General features: G+C 36.9%; 15 protein-coding genes. 13 read left to right on the top strand and 2 right to left on the bottom strand.

Features of this window, described 5'->3' with window-relative positions:
• From ABZC96_RS03225 to ABZC96_RS03165, 13 genes are all read left to right on the top strand, one after another.
• A partial coding sequence (locus ABZC96_RS03225; protein ID WP_373029037.1) for a bifunctional oligoribonuclease/PAP phosphatase NrnA occupies positions 1 to 563 on the top strand: 563 nt, incomplete at its 5' end.
• Complete coding sequence (locus tag ABZC96_RS03220) at positions 553 to 1941, top strand: peptidoglycan DD-metalloendopeptidase family protein (protein WP_373029036.1); 1389 nt, start codon at positions 553 to 555, stop codon at positions 1939 to 1941. The genes ABZC96_RS03225 and ABZC96_RS03220, both read left to right, overlap by 11 nt.
• A 93-nt stretch (positions 1942 to 2034) precedes the next feature.
• Positions 2035 to 2919: a UDP-3-O-acyl-N-acetylglucosamine deacetylase gene (lpxC, locus tag ABZC96_RS03215; RefSeq protein ID WP_373029035.1), complete on the top strand. Its 885-nt coding sequence runs from the start codon at positions 2035 to 2037 to the stop codon at positions 2917 to 2919.
• Positions 2900 to 3370 (top strand): hypothetical protein, encoded by a 471-nt coding sequence (locus ABZC96_RS03210; protein ID WP_373029034.1) that lies wholly within the window; start codon positions 2900 to 2902, stop codon positions 3368 to 3370. The genes lpxC and ABZC96_RS03210 overlap by 20 nt, the downstream gene beginning before the upstream one ends.
• A gap of 93 nt (positions 3371 to 3463) precedes the next feature.
• Positions 3464 to 4345, top strand: coding sequence for a homoserine kinase (thrB, locus tag ABZC96_RS03205; protein WP_373029033.1), 882 nt, complete (start codon positions 3464 to 3466; stop codon positions 4343 to 4345).
• A 35-nt stretch (positions 4346 to 4380) separates the two neighbouring features.
• Complete coding sequence (locus ABZC96_RS03200; RefSeq protein WP_373029032.1) at positions 4381 to 4635, top strand: DUF448 domain-containing protein; 255 nt, start codon at positions 4381 to 4383, stop codon at positions 4633 to 4635.
• 29 nt (positions 4636 to 4664) lie between these two features.
• A complete protein-coding gene (gene infB, locus ABZC96_RS03195) occupies positions 4665 to 7328 on the top strand; it encodes a translation initiation factor IF-2 (protein ID WP_373029031.1) in 2664 nt (887 codons plus the stop codon).
• Between the two features lies 1 nt (position 7329).
• Positions 7330 to 7716 (top strand): 30S ribosome-binding factor RbfA, encoded by a 387-nt coding sequence (gene rbfA / locus ABZC96_RS03190; RefSeq protein ID WP_373029030.1) that lies wholly within the window; start codon positions 7330 to 7332, stop codon positions 7714 to 7716.
• Positions 7706 to 8137 (top strand): ribosome maturation factor RimP, encoded by a 432-nt coding sequence (gene rimP, locus ABZC96_RS03185; protein ID WP_373029028.1) that lies wholly within the window; start codon positions 7706 to 7708, stop codon positions 8135 to 8137. Before rbfA ends, rimP begins: the two co-directional genes overlap by 11 nt.
• A gap of 30 nt (positions 8138 to 8167) precedes the next feature.
• Positions 8168 to 9160, top strand: a complete 993-nt coding sequence (gene ribD, locus ABZC96_RS03180; RefSeq protein WP_373029026.1) for a bifunctional diaminohydroxyphosphoribosylaminopyrimidine deaminase/5-amino-6-(5-phosphoribosylamino)uracil reductase RibD — start codon at positions 8168 to 8170, stop codon at positions 9158 to 9160.
• On the top strand, positions 9150 to 9887 hold the full coding sequence (gene ubiE / locus ABZC96_RS03175; RefSeq protein ID WP_373029025.1) for a bifunctional demethylmenaquinone methyltransferase/2-methoxy-6-polyprenyl-1,4-benzoquinol methylase UbiE: 738 nt from the start codon (positions 9150 to 9152) through the stop codon (positions 9885 to 9887). Before ribD ends, ubiE begins: the two co-directional genes overlap by 11 nt.
• A gap of 22 nt (positions 9888 to 9909) precedes the next feature.
• Complete coding sequence (xseA, locus tag ABZC96_RS03170) at positions 9910 to 11160, top strand: exodeoxyribonuclease VII large subunit (RefSeq protein WP_373029023.1); 1251 nt, start codon at positions 9910 to 9912, stop codon at positions 11158 to 11160.
• Positions 11161 to 11211: 51 nt separating this feature from the next.
• A complete protein-coding gene (locus ABZC96_RS03165) occupies positions 11212 to 13026 on the top strand; it encodes a putative bifunctional diguanylate cyclase/phosphodiesterase (protein WP_373029021.1) in 1815 nt (604 codons plus the stop codon).
• A gap of 69 nt (positions 13027 to 13095) precedes the next feature.
• Here ABZC96_RS03165 and groL read toward each other — a convergent pair whose 3' ends face one another.
• Positions 13096 to 14727, bottom strand: coding sequence for a chaperonin GroEL (groL, locus tag ABZC96_RS03160; protein ID WP_373029019.1), 1632 nt, complete (start codon positions 14725 to 14727; stop codon positions 13096 to 13098).
• A gap of 25 nt (positions 14728 to 14752) precedes the next feature.
• Entirely contained in the window at positions 14753 to 15019 is a 267-nt protein-coding gene (locus ABZC96_RS03155) for a co-chaperone GroES (protein WP_373029017.1), read from the bottom strand.
• Positions 15020 to 15142 lie beyond the last annotated feature (123 nt).

The following is a 15142-nucleotide window of genomic DNA, read 5'->3' as shown; positions in this document are numbered from 1 at the left end:
CATTGTTTAAAGAACTTTATATAATAGAAGCTGATGCAGCAACATGTTTTTATGCAGCATTACTCTCAGATACAAGATATTTTACCACTAATTCAGTGAATGAAGAGGTTTTTAACGTAGCAAAAAATTTAGTCAAAGCAGGTGCTTTGCCTGATGAAGTAGCTTATCATTTCACCCAGAGAAAACCTTTGAGCTCATTGCGTCTTTTGGAAAAAGCTTTGGCTTCTTTATCTTTATACCATGATGCCAGAATAGCGACATTGATGGTGACAAAAGAGGATATAGTAGCGACAGGTGCTACAATACCTGATATGGAAGGTATTGTGGATCATGCACGGTCTTTAGTGACGGTGGAAGTGGCACTTTTTGCCATGGAATTAGAAGATGGTATACGTATCTCTTTACGCAGTGAAGAAGTGGATGTCTCGAAAGTAGCTATGGCTTTTGGCGGAGGTGGACATAAAGTTGCAGCAGGCTTTACTCTCAGCCAATGTGGCTTACAAGAAAGTATAGATACAATTTTAAAAAAGATAGAAGAATTAGGAATTATAGATGAAAAATAGAAGTGCTAAAAAAGGTAAAAGTAAAATAGTCGTTGTATTTGTGTTGATAGTACTGGGTTTACTTGCCGGAGCAGGGTATGTGTATACGGCACCGGAATTTGAGAGAGAAGTGCCAAGAGTCTATAGTGAACAAAATGTATTTTGGAATCGTAAGGATCCTCTGAAAGTTGAGCTTACTGATAATGAAGGATTGAAAAGTTTTGAGCTTATTTTAAGTGATGGGAAAAACAGTCTTATCGTAGGACAAGGAACATTTGAGGAGAAAACAAAAAAGCAAACACTTTTAGTGAAGTATCCTACAAGCAAAACACTAGACCCTAAAGCCACTAAACTAACATTAAAAGCGTTAGTTACTGACAGTAGTATGTGGAACTTTTCTAAGGGAAATAAGAGTGAACAAGTGATTGACATTAATGTTGATTTTACAAGACCGAATGTAAATGTAATTGCGAACTCTTACAGTATTACACAAGGTGGAAGTGCCTTGGTTGTATTTCAGGCAGAAGATGAGAATCTTGATACACTTTACATAGAAGCAGGAGAACAAAAGTTTAAAGCACAGCCTTATAAAAAAGAAGGATACTATGTTGCATTGATAGCATGGCCATTCACTGATAAAGATTTTAAGGCTAAAGTTGTAGCCATAGATGCTGCGAAAAATCAACGTACTGTGGATATTCCTTTCTATTTAAAAAACCATGAGTATAAAGTTTCATGGATCCAAGCAAAAGATAAATTCATAGATGGAAAGATCACAGATCTAGCATCAAGTAATCCTGAATATGCCAATATAGATGATAGACTTGAAAAGTTAAAAGCGATAAATGAAGCAATGCGCTTGAAAAATGAAGACTTGATCCACTCCTTAAGTAAAGATGTCTCTTCTGATATTTTAGATAGTTGGAAAGTAAAAAAGTTCTATCCGCTTAAAAATGGACAAAAGGTTGCCAGTTATGGTGATGAAAGACACTATTATTATGAACACAAAGATAATGAAGTGTCTCACTCTTACCATGTAGGGTATGACTTGGCAAGTACAAAAATGGCAACGATTAAAACATCAAATGCGGGTAAAGTAGTCTATGCAAATGAAAATGGGATTTATGGAAATATGCCTATGATAGATCATGGATTAGGACTTTATTCACTCTATGGCCACTGTTCACAACTGCTGGTAAATGAAGGTGATGAAGTGAATGCCGGAGATGCGATAGCAAAAACGGGTGTTTCAGGTTTGGCATTGGGGGATCATCTGCATTTTGGTATTTTGGTTCAAGGTATAGAGGTTAGGCCGGTAGAGTGGTTTGACCAAGAGTGGATCAGGAAAAATGTGGATGATATATTTAAGGCTGCAGATAAGATCATTCAGGGAAAATAGTCTATATATTGTCCACAGTAAATATGTACACTTTGCAATAATTATAATTTTATACTATAATACGGGCAATAAATAAAGAGAAAGGAGAAAGTAATGCAACAAAGAACACTGAAAAAACCCGTTGAAGTTGTGGGTATTGGTTTGCATAAAGGTGAGCCAATTAAATTAAGACTTGAGCCGCTTGATGTAGATGCGGGCATTATGTTTTATCGTGAAGACCTAGCAATGAGCATACCACTTTCTCCTGATTCAGTGATAGATACACGTATGGCTACGGTCATAGGTAATGAGAAAGGGTATATCTCTACGATAGAGCATTTTCTTTCTTCCGTATACGCTTACGGTATAGACAATATGCGTGTAATTGTAGATGGAAATGAGATGCCGATCATGGATGGTTCATCCATCTCTTTTTGTCTTTTGTTAGAAGAAGCAGGTATTCAAGAACAGGATGCACCAAAGAAAATTATCTGCGTTAAAAAACCGGTTGAGGTAAGTGAAGGTGATAAGTTTGTGCGTCTATTACCTCATGAGAGTGCACAATTTGATTTTCGTATCAAGTTTGACCACCCTGTGATCGGTGATCAGAAAGAGCATTTTGAGTTTAGTACTAAAAATTTTGTAGAAGAGATTGCAAGAGCAAGAACATTCGGGTTTGCCAAAGACATACAGTATCTTCAAAGTCAAAACCTCGCACTTGGAGCAACACTTCAAAATGCCATAGGACTTGATGATCATAAAGTCCTCAATCCTGAAGGATTACGTTTTGAAAATGAATTTGCAAGACATAAGATATTGGATGCCATGGGAGACATGATGGTCTCTGGGCATAATATACTGGCTAAATATGAATCATTTGCAGGAAGTCATGACTTGAATTATAAACTTACCGCTAAATTGCTTTCAGACAGCACAAATTATGATCTCGTAGCAGTAGAAGAGTTACAAAGTAGAGCATTTGCAAAAAGCTTTGCCTAAGAGGTACGAACTCCTCATTATATCTATCTCTTCACCTCTTATGTTAGGGGTATATGAAGAGGGTACGCTTATAGAAACTATATCCAGTGATTTAAAAACTTCCGAAATTCTTTTGCCTTTGATCAAAGAGTGTCTAGACAAGTATGATATCTCTATGATTATATATACCCGAGGTCCAGGCTCTTATATGGCTATAAAACTCACCTATATTATGCTTAAAACGATAGAGATCATGCAAGGTATTAAGTGTGTAGGATGTAGTGGTTTTGCTTTAAATGGAGGCCAACCTATCAAAGCGGTAGGCAATCTTTATTTTATCAAGGAAAAAGAGACTATAATTACAAAAAAATATGAGCAACCAGTCAATGTAAAGTTTACATTACCTCAGAGTATTCAAGATCTTGAATTAGATGAAGAATCAACACCTGACTACATACTGCCAGCTGTCTAGAGTAAATGCAACCAGTTGCATAAGTTGAGTATGACATAGTATCAGCGTAATTTTTGGAGCTTTGCTCTAAAAGCGTTCAAAATAAGGAAATAGATGTTTATAAGCGTACCCGCAACCTCTGCAAATTTAGGACCAGGATTTGATACCTTGGGGCTTGCAGTAGATCTAAGAAATGAAATTACGATCACACCTTCAAAATTTTTAAGTATTTCAACACATGGTGAGGGTGCTGATAATCCTAAAATTAAAAAGAATTCTCTATTTTTAAGCATTTTTAATGAAAATTATAAAAGACTTACGGGTAGAGAGGATAATTTTAGGTTTGAATTCCATAATCGTATTCCCATTTCAAGAGGACTTGGGAGTTCTTCAGCAGTGATTGTTGCAGCCTTGAGTGCTGCTTATACCGCTGCAGATAAAAAGTACAATAAAAGAGAAATACTCAACCTTGCATTACGCTACGAACATCACCCAGACAATATAACACCTGCAGTGATGGGTGGTTTTAATGTTGCCTGTGTAGAAGGCGATAGGGTCTACAGTAAAAAAAGACGTATGCCTGACTATTTAAAGGCTGTAGTGGTTGTACCAAATCGTACTATTTCAACCGCAAAATCTCGTACGATTTTACCAAAGATGTACAGAAAAGAGGAAACAGTGTATTCCCTTTCTCGTGCATCTTACATGACGGCACTTTTTATGAGTGAATCTTGGGATCTGTTACGTATAGCATCCAAAGATAAACTACATCAGGCAAGACGAATGAAAATGATGCCTGAACTGTTTGATGTCCAGAAGTTAGCATTGAAACATGGTGCACTTATGAGTACTCTTTCGGGTTCAGGCTCTACATTTTTTAACCTTGTATACGATAAGGATGCAGATAAAATGGCTCAAGCACTGCAAGCACGTTTCCCTCAATTTAGGGTATTTATTCTTTCTTTAGACAATAATGGTGTCATCACCAAAAGTTAAGCTGTACGCTTAATCTCTTTTTAGGTATAATACGCATGAAAAAATCACAGCCAACACGTATGTGCATCGCTTGCCGAAGTAGACATCCTCAAAACACTTTGATTCGATTAAAATATGAGGGTAATGAGGTAGTAGCATTTGATGGTAAAGGAAGAAGTTTTTACCTTTGTGATGTTTGTGGAACAGATGAGAAAAAAATCAAAGGCTTAGTGAAGCGTTTTAAACAAGATGCAGAACGATTTACTAAGTTATTGAAACAGTTGACTACTGAAGTCAGCTCATGCAAGTAATTGCATTATATTAAAGGAGTTAATCAAGAATGGATAAAGTTAAAATCCAAGAAATAGCAGATGAAGCGGGATTGTCAAACGCAGATTTGCTAGACAAAGCCAAAGAGTTAGGTTTTGATGTAAAAGCAGCTAACAGCACTATCAGCATGGAAGATGCTGGGATCCTTGTAGATTATGCGATTAGCGGGACATTACCAAAAGAGTTTACTAAACCAGGTAGCAAACCAAAAATTACTGTAGTGAAGAAAAAAGTAGAAGTTGTTGAAAAGAAAGTCTCAACTCCAGAAGTTGAAACTGCAGTGATAGAAGAGCCGGCAGCTGAAACTGTTACAGAGACTTCTGAAATGACAAAAGAAGAGACAGTTGAAGCGGCAGCTCCAGAAGCGGTTGAAGAAATCGTTGAAAAACCTGTAGTCAAAGAAGTGAAAAAACGTAAAGGTATTTCTGTTGTCAGTAAGAAAACAGAACCTGAAGTACCTGCCGCTGCAGAAGATGAAGATAAACCAAAGAGAAAAACACTTTCTCGTGGCGGAATCAAGATCGTTAGAAAAGCGAAACCAGCACCGGTAAGAGCTTCAACGAAGATCTCTATGGATGATCAAACACCATATGTAGCAAAAAAGAAACCTAAGAAAGTTGCTGAAGCTAGAGATACTGGTACGAAGATAGATATTTTCAACCATGACAGTATGAGTGGTGAAATAGATAGCGGTTTTGGTGGTGAAGAAGTAGTACTTTTAGATTTCTCTGATAAAAACATCTATGAAGATATGATGCGTCAAGAACAAAAACGTAAAGAAGAAGCGAAAAAGAGAGAAGCAGCAAATGGTGGACCTGCTAAAGGCAGACAACCATTCCGTCCTCAGCAGAAGCGATCGCTTAAGCGTGGCGGTAAACGTAAGAAGTATGAAAAAGTAGAAAATGCTGAAGTGGTAACTTCTGTAGAAATTCCTGAGAATGTAAGGGTTTATGAGTTTGCTGAAAAAGTAAACCGTTCTGTAGGTGAAGTTGTTGGTGTACTTTTTGCACTTGGTATGATGGTAACAAAGAATGACTTTTTAAGTAAAGATGAAATTGAAATTCTTGCTGAAGAGTTTGAAGTTGAAGTTACGACGGTAAACCCTCTTGATGAACTTGATATTACAGAGGATTATGATGCAGAAGAGGATGAGGCTAATCTTGAAGAGAGACCGCCTGTTATTACCATCATGGGACACGTTGACCACGGTAAGACATCACTTCTTGATAGAATTCGTACTTCAAAAGTAGCAGATAAAGAAGCGGGTGGTATTACACAACACGTAGGTGCTTACCAGGTAGAAAAAAATGGTAAGAAGATCACTTTTGTGGATACTCCAGGTCACGAAGCATTTACAGAAATGCGTTCACGTGGAGCACAGGCAACAGATATTGTTATTATTGTTGTTGCGGCAGATGATGGTGTAATGCCACAAACTAAAGAAGCGATCGCGCATACTAAAGCAGCAGGTGTACCTCTTATCGTTGCTATTAACAAAATGGATAAAGCAAGTGCAAACCCTGATAACGTTAAGGCTCAACTGTCAGAAATAGGTGTTATGGCAACTGATTGGGGTGGAGAGTATGAATTCGTACCTGTCTCAGCGCACACAGGTATGGGTATAGATGACTTGCTTGAGACGATTCTTTTACAAGCAGAAGTGATGGAACTAAAAGCTGATCCAAGTAGAAAAGCGAAGGCTGTAGTGGTTGAAAGTTCTCTTGAAAAAGGTTTTGGACCAGTTGCCAATGTCATTATCAAAAATGGTACATTGCATATTGGTGATAATGTGATCGTGGGTAAAACATATGGACGTATTAAGGCGATTAGACTTGATGACGGAAGTAATGTTAAAGAGATCGGACCAAGTACACCAGCAGCTATTGTAGGGCTTAATGAAGTACCTGGAGCCGGTGATGAACTTATCGTTATGGATACAGACAAAGAAGTACGTGAATTAGCTGAGAAAAGAGCTGAATATGACAGAACTAAGCAACTTTCTAAGAGTACTAAAGCATCTCTTGATGATCTTTCTGCACTTATTGCTGAAGGACAGCTCAAATCACTTCCTGTGATCATCAAAGCAGATGTTCAAGGTTCTCTTGAAGCTATCAAAGGTAGCTTAGAGAAGCTTAGAAATGAAGAGGTAAAAGTAAATATCATTCATGAAGGTGTGGGTGGAGTGACGGAGAGTGATCTTGCACTTGCTGATGCATCTGAACATGCGGTTGTACTTGGATTCAATGTGCGTCCAACAGGTGCAGTGAAGAAGAAGTCAAAAGAATTAGGTATAGAGATACGTTCTTACTCCATCATCTATGATCTACTTGATGATGTAAAAGCACTTCTTGGTGGTATGATGAGTCCTGTCATTTCTGAAGAAGTAACTGGACAGGCAGATGTACGTGAGACATTTGTTGTTGGTAAAGTTGGTACTATTGCCGGATGTAAAGTCTCTGATGGTGTCATCACAAGAAACTCTAAAGCCAGACTTATCCGTGATGGAGTGGTTATATATGAAAGCACTATTTCTTCACTTAAGCGTTTCAATGAAGATGCTAAAGAAGTGAAAAATGGTTATGAATGTGGTATTATGCTCGCAAACTATAATGATATTAAAGATGGCGATGTAATTGAAACATTTAAAGATGTTGAAGAACAAGTGACGTTATAAAATGACCCACGAAGAGATCAAACGGCATAGAGTAGAATCTGTACTCAAAGAGATCATTCCTGAAGCACTTGCTAGTTTGGATGATGAGCGCATAAACGGGCTTACAGTTACGGATGTTGTGTGTTCAAAAGGTAGATCTGATGCTAAAGTGTATCTGGATACTTCATTTTTGAATGAGAAAGAGCAGAATGAAGCATTAAGACAGTTACGAGCTGTGTCCGGATATATACAAAACCATTGTAAACAGAGTGAGGGATGGTTCAAGGCCCCACGGTTTACATTTGAGTTTGATCATCAGCTAGAGAAAGTAAGCCGCATAGAAGACCTTTTTAAACAAATAGGTACAAGACATGCTAAAGATGATGAGGAGTCCAAAGATGAATCTTGAAACACAAATAGCTAAAATCATAGAAGCCAATGGTGCAGCTTTGTATGATACAGAGATAGTGACTGAATTTGAAGAGACTATTTTTCGTGTACTGGTGACAAAAGCAGGTGGTGTAAGTCTTGATCTGTGTGCTAAAATTTCTCATGAGCTATCTCCTTTTTTAGATGTACATCCTCCTATGAGCCAAAGATACCGTTTAGAGATCAGTTCTCCTGGTATTGAGAGAAAACTAACTAAACCTGTGCATTTTAAAAATGCTATTGGTGAAAAAGTGAAGCTTAAAATAGTAGGCGGTGACAAACTAAAAGGCGTATTGAAAAGTGCGGATAATGATGGTATTGTTGTGGAAACAAAGCAGGGTGATGAGAGCTTTGAATATGGAGTAATAGGTACAGCAAAAACCTATTTTGACTGGAACTGAATTTAGATTTTAAGTAAAGGGGAAGTTGCTATGAGAGACGAATTTTATATGCAACTTGCTCTAGATAAAGCTTGGGAATATCAAGGTTTGACTTACCCCAATCCTGCTGTAGGTGCTGTAGTTACTTTGAATGGTAACATTTTAGCCATAGAGGCCCATCAAAAAGCAGGTACTTCACATGCAGAAGTATTGGCCCTCATTTCAGCCTACGAAACACTTTCAAATACACAGATAGACTTTGATACAAATGATGCTCAAAAGGCACATACCTTTCTTTTAGCACTCCCCAAAGATTTTTTTAGTGACTGCAGTATTTATGTGACACTGGAGCCTTGTTCGCATGAAGGTAAGACACCCTCTTGTGCTTCTTTATTACAGTCACTTGCATTAAGTAGAGTGATTATAGGTATACAAGACCCTATAGAGGGTCATGATGGCGGTATGAAGAAGTTGGGAAATGCAAGTATAGGTGTACTTGAAGATAAATGCAGAGATCTGATAGAGCCTTTTATGATATGGCAAAGGAGAGCTTTTGTCCTCTTTAAACTTGCACAGACAACCAATGGTCGTATCGGTGGAGGCTATCTTAGTTCTGAAGTTTCTTTAACCCATGTCCATCAGCTAAGAGAAGTATGTGATAGATTACTCATAGGCGGTAATACAGTAAGGGAAGACAGACCTACTCTGGACTGTCGTTTTACTAAAGGCAAAGCACCTGATGTGATGATCTATACAAAAGAAGATAATTTTGATAGAGATATTCCTTTATTTTATGTAGAAAACAGAACGGTGAGTGTAGGGGATGATTTAATTTTTTTGGGTAAACCTTCTTTTATACTGGTAGAAGGTGGTGAGGGAATGTTAAAGGCCTTACAAAAGAAGATAGATTGGATGTTGATCTATCAAACACCTAAGCTATCTACACATAATTTAACCTATAATACAAAGATGAATTTAGAATTTTTACATCAAGACAAAAAAGATGTGGATTTAATGATATGGAGCAGACAAATTGGGGATTGAAAAACTCACAGATAAAAAAGATAAACAAGATAAGATAGTACATATGTTTGATGATATTGCATCAACGTATGATTTAGCCAATAGAGTATTGAGTATGGGGATTGATATCCAGTGGCGTAAAAAAGGTTGTGATAAGGCATTTGAGATATTAGATCAAAAAGAGTTAACTCAAATAACTGATGTGGCAACTGGCACAGGTGATTTACTTATTTATTGGAAAGAACAGGCAGAGAAAAATGGTGTAACTATTGATAAGTATGTTGGAGTCGATCCATCTGTAGGCATGCTTGAAGTAGCTAAGAAGAAAGTAGATTTTGCCCAGTTCATAGAAGGTAAAGCACAAGAACTACCAATTGATGATGAGAGTACAGACGTTATTTCTATAAGTTATGGTATACGTAATGTGGTAGATAGAGTAGAAGCATTAGAAGAATTTTACCGTGCATTAAAGCCCAATGGTATAGTAGTGATCTTGGAATTTACAAAACAAGATAGAAGTGGTTTCATAGATAAGATAGTAGACTTCGGCATGAAAAAAGTTTTACCAAAAATTGGTGGACTTATCTCCCGAAACTATGAAGCGTATAAGTATCTTCCTGAGTCTATAGAAGAGTTTTTAACTACAGAGATGTTGGCTAAAGAGTTAGAAGAAGCAGGCTTTGAAATGAAATATACAAAATCCTTCTCTATGGGGATCTCTACACTTTTAGTGGCACAAAAAAAATAAAATTACACACTAAAGGAGTCTCATGTCACAATCTATGATGAGTGTCTCCTCACTCAATACAAAAATAAAATCACTTCTTGAAGCCACATTTATGCATATCCTTGTTGAGGGTGAAGTAGCTTCCGTTACCTACCATACTTCAGGTCATATATATTTTTCCGTAAAAGATAAAGAGAGCAGTATCAAATGTGTCATGTGGCGTTCTTCTGTTACAAAATTGAAATTTCGTTTAGAAAAAGGGATGCATATTGTTATAGAAGGTTCAGTAGGGGTATATACACCTAGAGGTGAATATCAATTCTATGCTGTACATATTGAACCCTATGGAAAGGGTGCTTTGGCATTAGCCTATGAACAGCTTAAAGAGCGTCTTAAGGCTAAAGGTTACTTTGATGCACAAAGAAAAAAATCCATTCCTAAACATATTAAAAAAATAGCATTAGTCACAGCAAAAGAGAGTGCGGCTTTACATGATATGCTAAAAGTTATTGAACAGCGCTGGCCGTTACTTGATGTGGTGATCGTAGATACATTGGTGCAGGGAGATCAGGCAGCAGCTCAAATAGCCAATGCATTACATTATGCAGATAGTTTAGGTGCAGATGTGGTTGTTGTGGGACGCGGTGGCGGAAGTGCAGAAGATCTATGGAGTTTTAATGAAGAAGTAGTAGCAGATGCCATTTTTATGATGCAAACACCAGTTGTGAGTGCAGTAGGACATGAAGTAGATGTAATGATAAGTGATTTTGTTGCAGACTTACGTGCGCCAACACCCAGTGCTGCTATGGAGATGATACTTCCTGATGCGAGAGAAATACTCTATACTTTAGGTGAGATAAGTGATCGATTTACTTATATGATGAATCAAAAGCTACAGCATCTTTTACGTGAGTTAAAACATACAGAAGAGATATTGTTACGCAGTTCACCTAGCAGACTACTCAAAGAGATACAAATGAAGTTTGTTCGTTTAGAAGATGAATTTAAGAGAGTAATAGCGTATAAGTTAGAGCATTTTTCTGCTTCTTTACCTGAAATGTACAAAAATTATAAGCAAAATATGGTCTTTATATTGGAACAAAAAAGACAATATTTAGAGTACATAGATAAAAAATTGAAGATGAATGATCCTAAACTTCAGTGCCGTAAAGGTTGGGCACAAACGTCTATAGATGGAAAGATCATAGAACTTAGTGAGCTTAACGTGAATCAAAAATTTATCATTGAAGATGCTTCAACACAAATAGAAGCTTTATGTTTAAGTAAAACATGAGTTTGAATGTTGGTATAATATAATCGAATTTAACACCTATAAGGTTACTGTATGAATATCACATTGGAAAAACTTACACAGATTATCAATCAAATGACAGCAGAAGGATATGTATTAGTTTCGATTTCACTTTTATTCATTTTCTTTGTACTCTATATTTATTTTCTTGTAAAAGAAAAAAAGAGATTAGGCGAAACACTTGAGAATAATCTAAAGGTTTTTCAAAAAGCAGTTGACATTTCTGAAAATGCAGTCTTGATACTCTCTGATAAAAATAAAGTGATGTATGCCAATAATACAATGGTTAGACTGCTACAATTAAATAATAATTTTTTATTGAAAGAATTTGAAAGTATCGTGCACATAAAAGTAAAAAAGGATTGGATAGCGTTAGATAAGTTTATAGAAGATAAACGTTCTGGTACTAAGGAAAAGGTCTGTACTTATCCCCACTCAATTTTAAGAATTTCTGATGATGAGATACCTATTAATTTATATTTGGATACTATAGTTATGAGGATGCCTAATGAGGTGTTGTGTGATGTTATATATATACAAGATATGACAAAAGACAAAGAGCATTCCGGCACACATTTTAGGCATCAACTTACAAATTTACCAAATCAACTGCAAGCATATCATGATCTACCGGCATTTTTTTCTAAATCTCATTTGGAAAAAAACAAATTGGCATTAATGCTACTGAGTTTAGATAATTTTTCCATGTTACGGTCAATTATAGGATATGAGCAAGCCAATGCTGTACTAAAAAAGTTTGCTACCTATTTGGAGACTTTAGGGAAAAGTTTAAATGTATCAGTGTACCATACCTTCGATAACCATTTTTTACTTACTGTAACCAATTTACATTCCATAGAAGAGTCAAGAGCATTTGTAGAAGATATTCAGAAGCAACTGGCATCATTTTATAAGATGGAAGATGTGAATCTACATTTAACAGTTTCAGCAGGTATAGCTATATATCCAGATAGTGGAAGCATAAGAAAATTACTTGATTATGCCTATAAAGCATTGGCTGAGGCAGAAAAAGAGGGTGATGGTAAGATTAATATATTTATACCTGAAAAATTTGCTGCTGATTATGATGAATTGAGACTGAATAGTGATATGCCGGGGGCATTGAGCAAAGGTGAATTTGAAGTATATTATCAACCTATTGTCAAAGTAGAAAATGAAGAAGTCGTAGCTGCTGAAGCACTTATCCGTTGGAAACATCCTCAATATGGTTTGATCCCTCCAGATGTTTTTATCTCTTTAATGGAAAAAACAGGTTTTATTATTAAGTTGGGTCAATATGTACTTGAAGAAGTACTTAAACAGCAAAAGCGTTGGGAGTTATTTAATTTTAAGCCGGTTGAGATTTCCATTAACGTATCTATGGTGGAAATAAATACGGGTGAATTTGTACAACATGTAGAAAGAAAACTTGCAGAGCATCAGATTCATCCCGAATGGATTAAGTTTGAAATTACAGAGGGTATTGCCATGAGCAATGAATCTCAGACTGAAAAATACTTTCTTGCACTCAAAAAGTTGGGTGTTGGTATTTCATTGGATGATTTTGGTACTGGGTATACTTCTTTTGGGTACTTGAAAAAATTTCCTGCAGATAATGTAAAAATTGATAAGAGTTTAGTAGATTATATTTTAACAAATGAAGAAGATCAAAGAATTGTAAAAGCGATCATAGAATTGGCACACACTTTAGGAATGAAAATAGTGGTCGAAGGTATAGAAAATAAGAAAATGGTTGAGTTGATAGCTTCTTATGGGTGTGACTATATGCAAGGGTATCATTTTTCAAAACCCTTACCTGTCTTTGAATTTCAAAAACTGATTAGATAATGGGTAGTTGAAGACCAGAACGTTATAGATAGCGATCTGGTCTTGTAATTTGGTGTAATTTAAATCAAATTACATCATACCCGGCATACCGCCCATTCCACCCATGTCTTGCATAGATGGAGCAGGTGCTTCTGGTATATCTGAAACAGTTGCTTCGGTTGTCAGAAGCAAGCTTGCTACAGAAGTAGCATTTTGAAGTGCTACACGCGCAACTTTGAATGGATCGATGATACCTGCTTCTAGCATATCTACATATTCTCCAGTTGCAGCATTGAAACCTAAGTTTGCATCAGTAGAGTTTGCAATCTTATCTGCCACAACACCTGCGTCAAATCCGGCATTTTGTGCGATTTGTTTCATAGGAGCAAATACAGCTCTTAAGATGATCTGTGCACCCACTTCTTCGTCTCCTGTAAGATGAAGTGAAGTGGCTTGACTTGCTTTGATAAGTGCAGCACCACCGCCGATAACAATACCCTCATCTACAGCTGCTTTGGTTGCAGAAAGTGCATCATCAACTCTGTCTTTCTTCTCTTTCATTTCAGTCTCTGTAGCTGCACCTACTTTGATCACAGCAACACCACCTGAGAGTTTTGCAAGTCTCTCTTGAAGCTTTTCTTTGTCATATTCACTTGTAGTTGTAGATATCTGTGTTTTGATCTCATTTACTCTGGCCGTAACGGCATCTTTATTACCTTTACCATCAACGATCACAGTGTTGTCTTTGTCTATCACAACTCTTGCTGCATGACCTAGTTCAGCCAGTGTCGCTTTTTCGAGCGTAAGTCCAAGCTCTTCAGTGATGAGTGTTGCACCAGTTAAGATGGCGATATCTTTAAGCATCTCTTTTTTTCTATCTCCAAATCCAGGAGCCTTCACTGCTACGATGTTCAATACACCTTTTAGACGGTTAAGTACAAGTGTAGCAAGTGCTTCACCCTCTAGATCATCAGCGATGATAAGAAGAGGACGTCCACTTTGTTGCACTTGTTCAAGCATTGGTACAAGATCTTTAAGTGAAGTGATTTTTGTATCGGTTAAAAGAATGATAGGATTTTCCATCTCACAAGTCATCTTTTCAGAATTTGTTACAAAGTAAGGAGAGAGATATCCTCTGTCAAACTGCATACCCTCAACCACTTCAAGCTCATCATCGATACCTTTGGCCTCTTCGACTGTAATAACACCATCTTTCCCTACTTTGTCCATAGCTTCAGCGATCAAGTTACCGATAGTCTTATCTGAGTTTGCAGAGATAGTTGCTACTTGTGCAATCTCTTTTTTATCTTTGACCTCTTTGGACATTTTTTTTAGTTCTTCGATGATGGCAGCAGATGCTTTGTCCATCCCTCTTTTAACTTCTATAGGGTTTGCCCCGGCGGTAATGTTTCTAAGACCTTCTTTGAAGATAGAATGAGCCAGTACTGTAGCAGTAGTTGTACCGTCACCAGCTTCATCAGCTGTATTACTTGCTACTTCTTTGACCAGTTGTGCACCCATATTTTCGAGGCTATCACTCAGCTCTATTTCTCTAGCAACACTCACACCGTCTTTTGTAATATGTGGTGCACCATAACTTTTTTGTATAAGTACATTACGACCTCTTGGTCCCATTGTAACTTTCACAGCGTCAGCTAATTTGCTAACACCTGCATATAGTCCGCTTCTTGCTTTGTCTGAATAAAATATTTCTTTTGCCATCGTTTGTTCCTTATATAGTTAATAATTATTTGATAAGTCCCAAGACTTCTTTACTGAGTAAAATAAGATATTCTTTACCTTCTATAGTAATTTCCATACCTGAGAAGTTTGCAAATACTACCGTGTCCCCTACATCGATACCGTCTTCTCTTGCGACCGGTCCAACTGCAATTACTTTACCTTCTAGAGGCTTCTCTTTGGCTGTATCTGGGATGTAAAGTCCAGATGCTGTTGTGTTTGGTTGTTCTTCACGTTCTACGAGAACTCTATCTTTAAGTGGTTTAAATGCCATAATAAATTTCTCCTTTTCTTAATAGTTTTTTGTGCATGCATTGTAATAGTTTTTTGTTAAAAAGTCAAGATGGTTATTTGAAATTATTTAATAAAGTTTAGTCATATTAACTAAACTATATGT

This window comes from Sulfurovum sp. (assembly GCF_041551015.1).
Lineage (GTDB): Bacteria > Campylobacterota > Campylobacteria > Campylobacterales > Sulfurovaceae > Sulfurovum.
Note: the sequence above shows the minus strand (reverse complement) of the source record. Positions and strands in the feature narration are given on the sequence as shown.

Excerpts from the sequence above, each read along its gene's own strand:
- rimP (WP_373029028.1), top strand. The coding sequence starts at position 7,706 with ATGAATCTTGAAACACAAATAGCTAAAATCATAGAAGCCAATGGTGCA.
- lpxC (WP_373029035.1), top strand. The coding sequence starts at position 2,035 with ATGCAACAAAGAACACTGAAAAAACCCGTTGAAGTTGTGGGTATTGGT.
- ABZC96_RS03155 (WP_373029017.1), bottom strand. The coding sequence starts at position 15,019 with ATGGCATTTAAACCACTTAAAGATAGAGTTCTCGTAGAACGTGAAGAA.
- rbfA (WP_373029030.1), top strand. The coding sequence starts at position 7,330 with ATGACCCACGAAGAGATCAAACGGCATAGAGTAGAATCTGTACTCAAA.
- infB (WP_373029031.1), top strand. The coding sequence starts at position 4,665 with ATGGATAAAGTTAAAATCCAAGAAATAGCAGATGAAGCGGGATTGTCA.
- groL (WP_373029019.1), bottom strand. The coding sequence starts at position 14,727 with ATGGCAAAAGAAATATTTTATTCAGACAAAGCAAGAAGCGGACTATAT.
- ribD (WP_373029026.1), top strand. The coding sequence starts at position 8,168 with ATGAGAGACGAATTTTATATGCAACTTGCTCTAGATAAAGCTTGGGAA.
- ABZC96_RS03220 (WP_373029036.1), top strand. The coding sequence starts at position 553 with ATGAAAAATAGAAGTGCTAAAAAAGGTAAAAGTAAAATAGTCGTTGTA.
- thrB (WP_373029033.1), top strand. The coding sequence starts at position 3,464 with ATGTTTATAAGCGTACCCGCAACCTCTGCAAATTTAGGACCAGGATTT.
- ABZC96_RS03165 (WP_373029021.1), top strand. The coding sequence starts at position 11,212 with ATGAATATCACATTGGAAAAACTTACACAGATTATCAATCAAATGACA.
- ABZC96_RS03200 (WP_373029032.1), top strand. The coding sequence starts at position 4,381 with ATGAAAAAATCACAGCCAACACGTATGTGCATCGCTTGCCGAAGTAGA.
- xseA (WP_373029023.1), top strand. The coding sequence starts at position 9,910 with ATGTCACAATCTATGATGAGTGTCTCCTCACTCAATACAAAAATAAAA.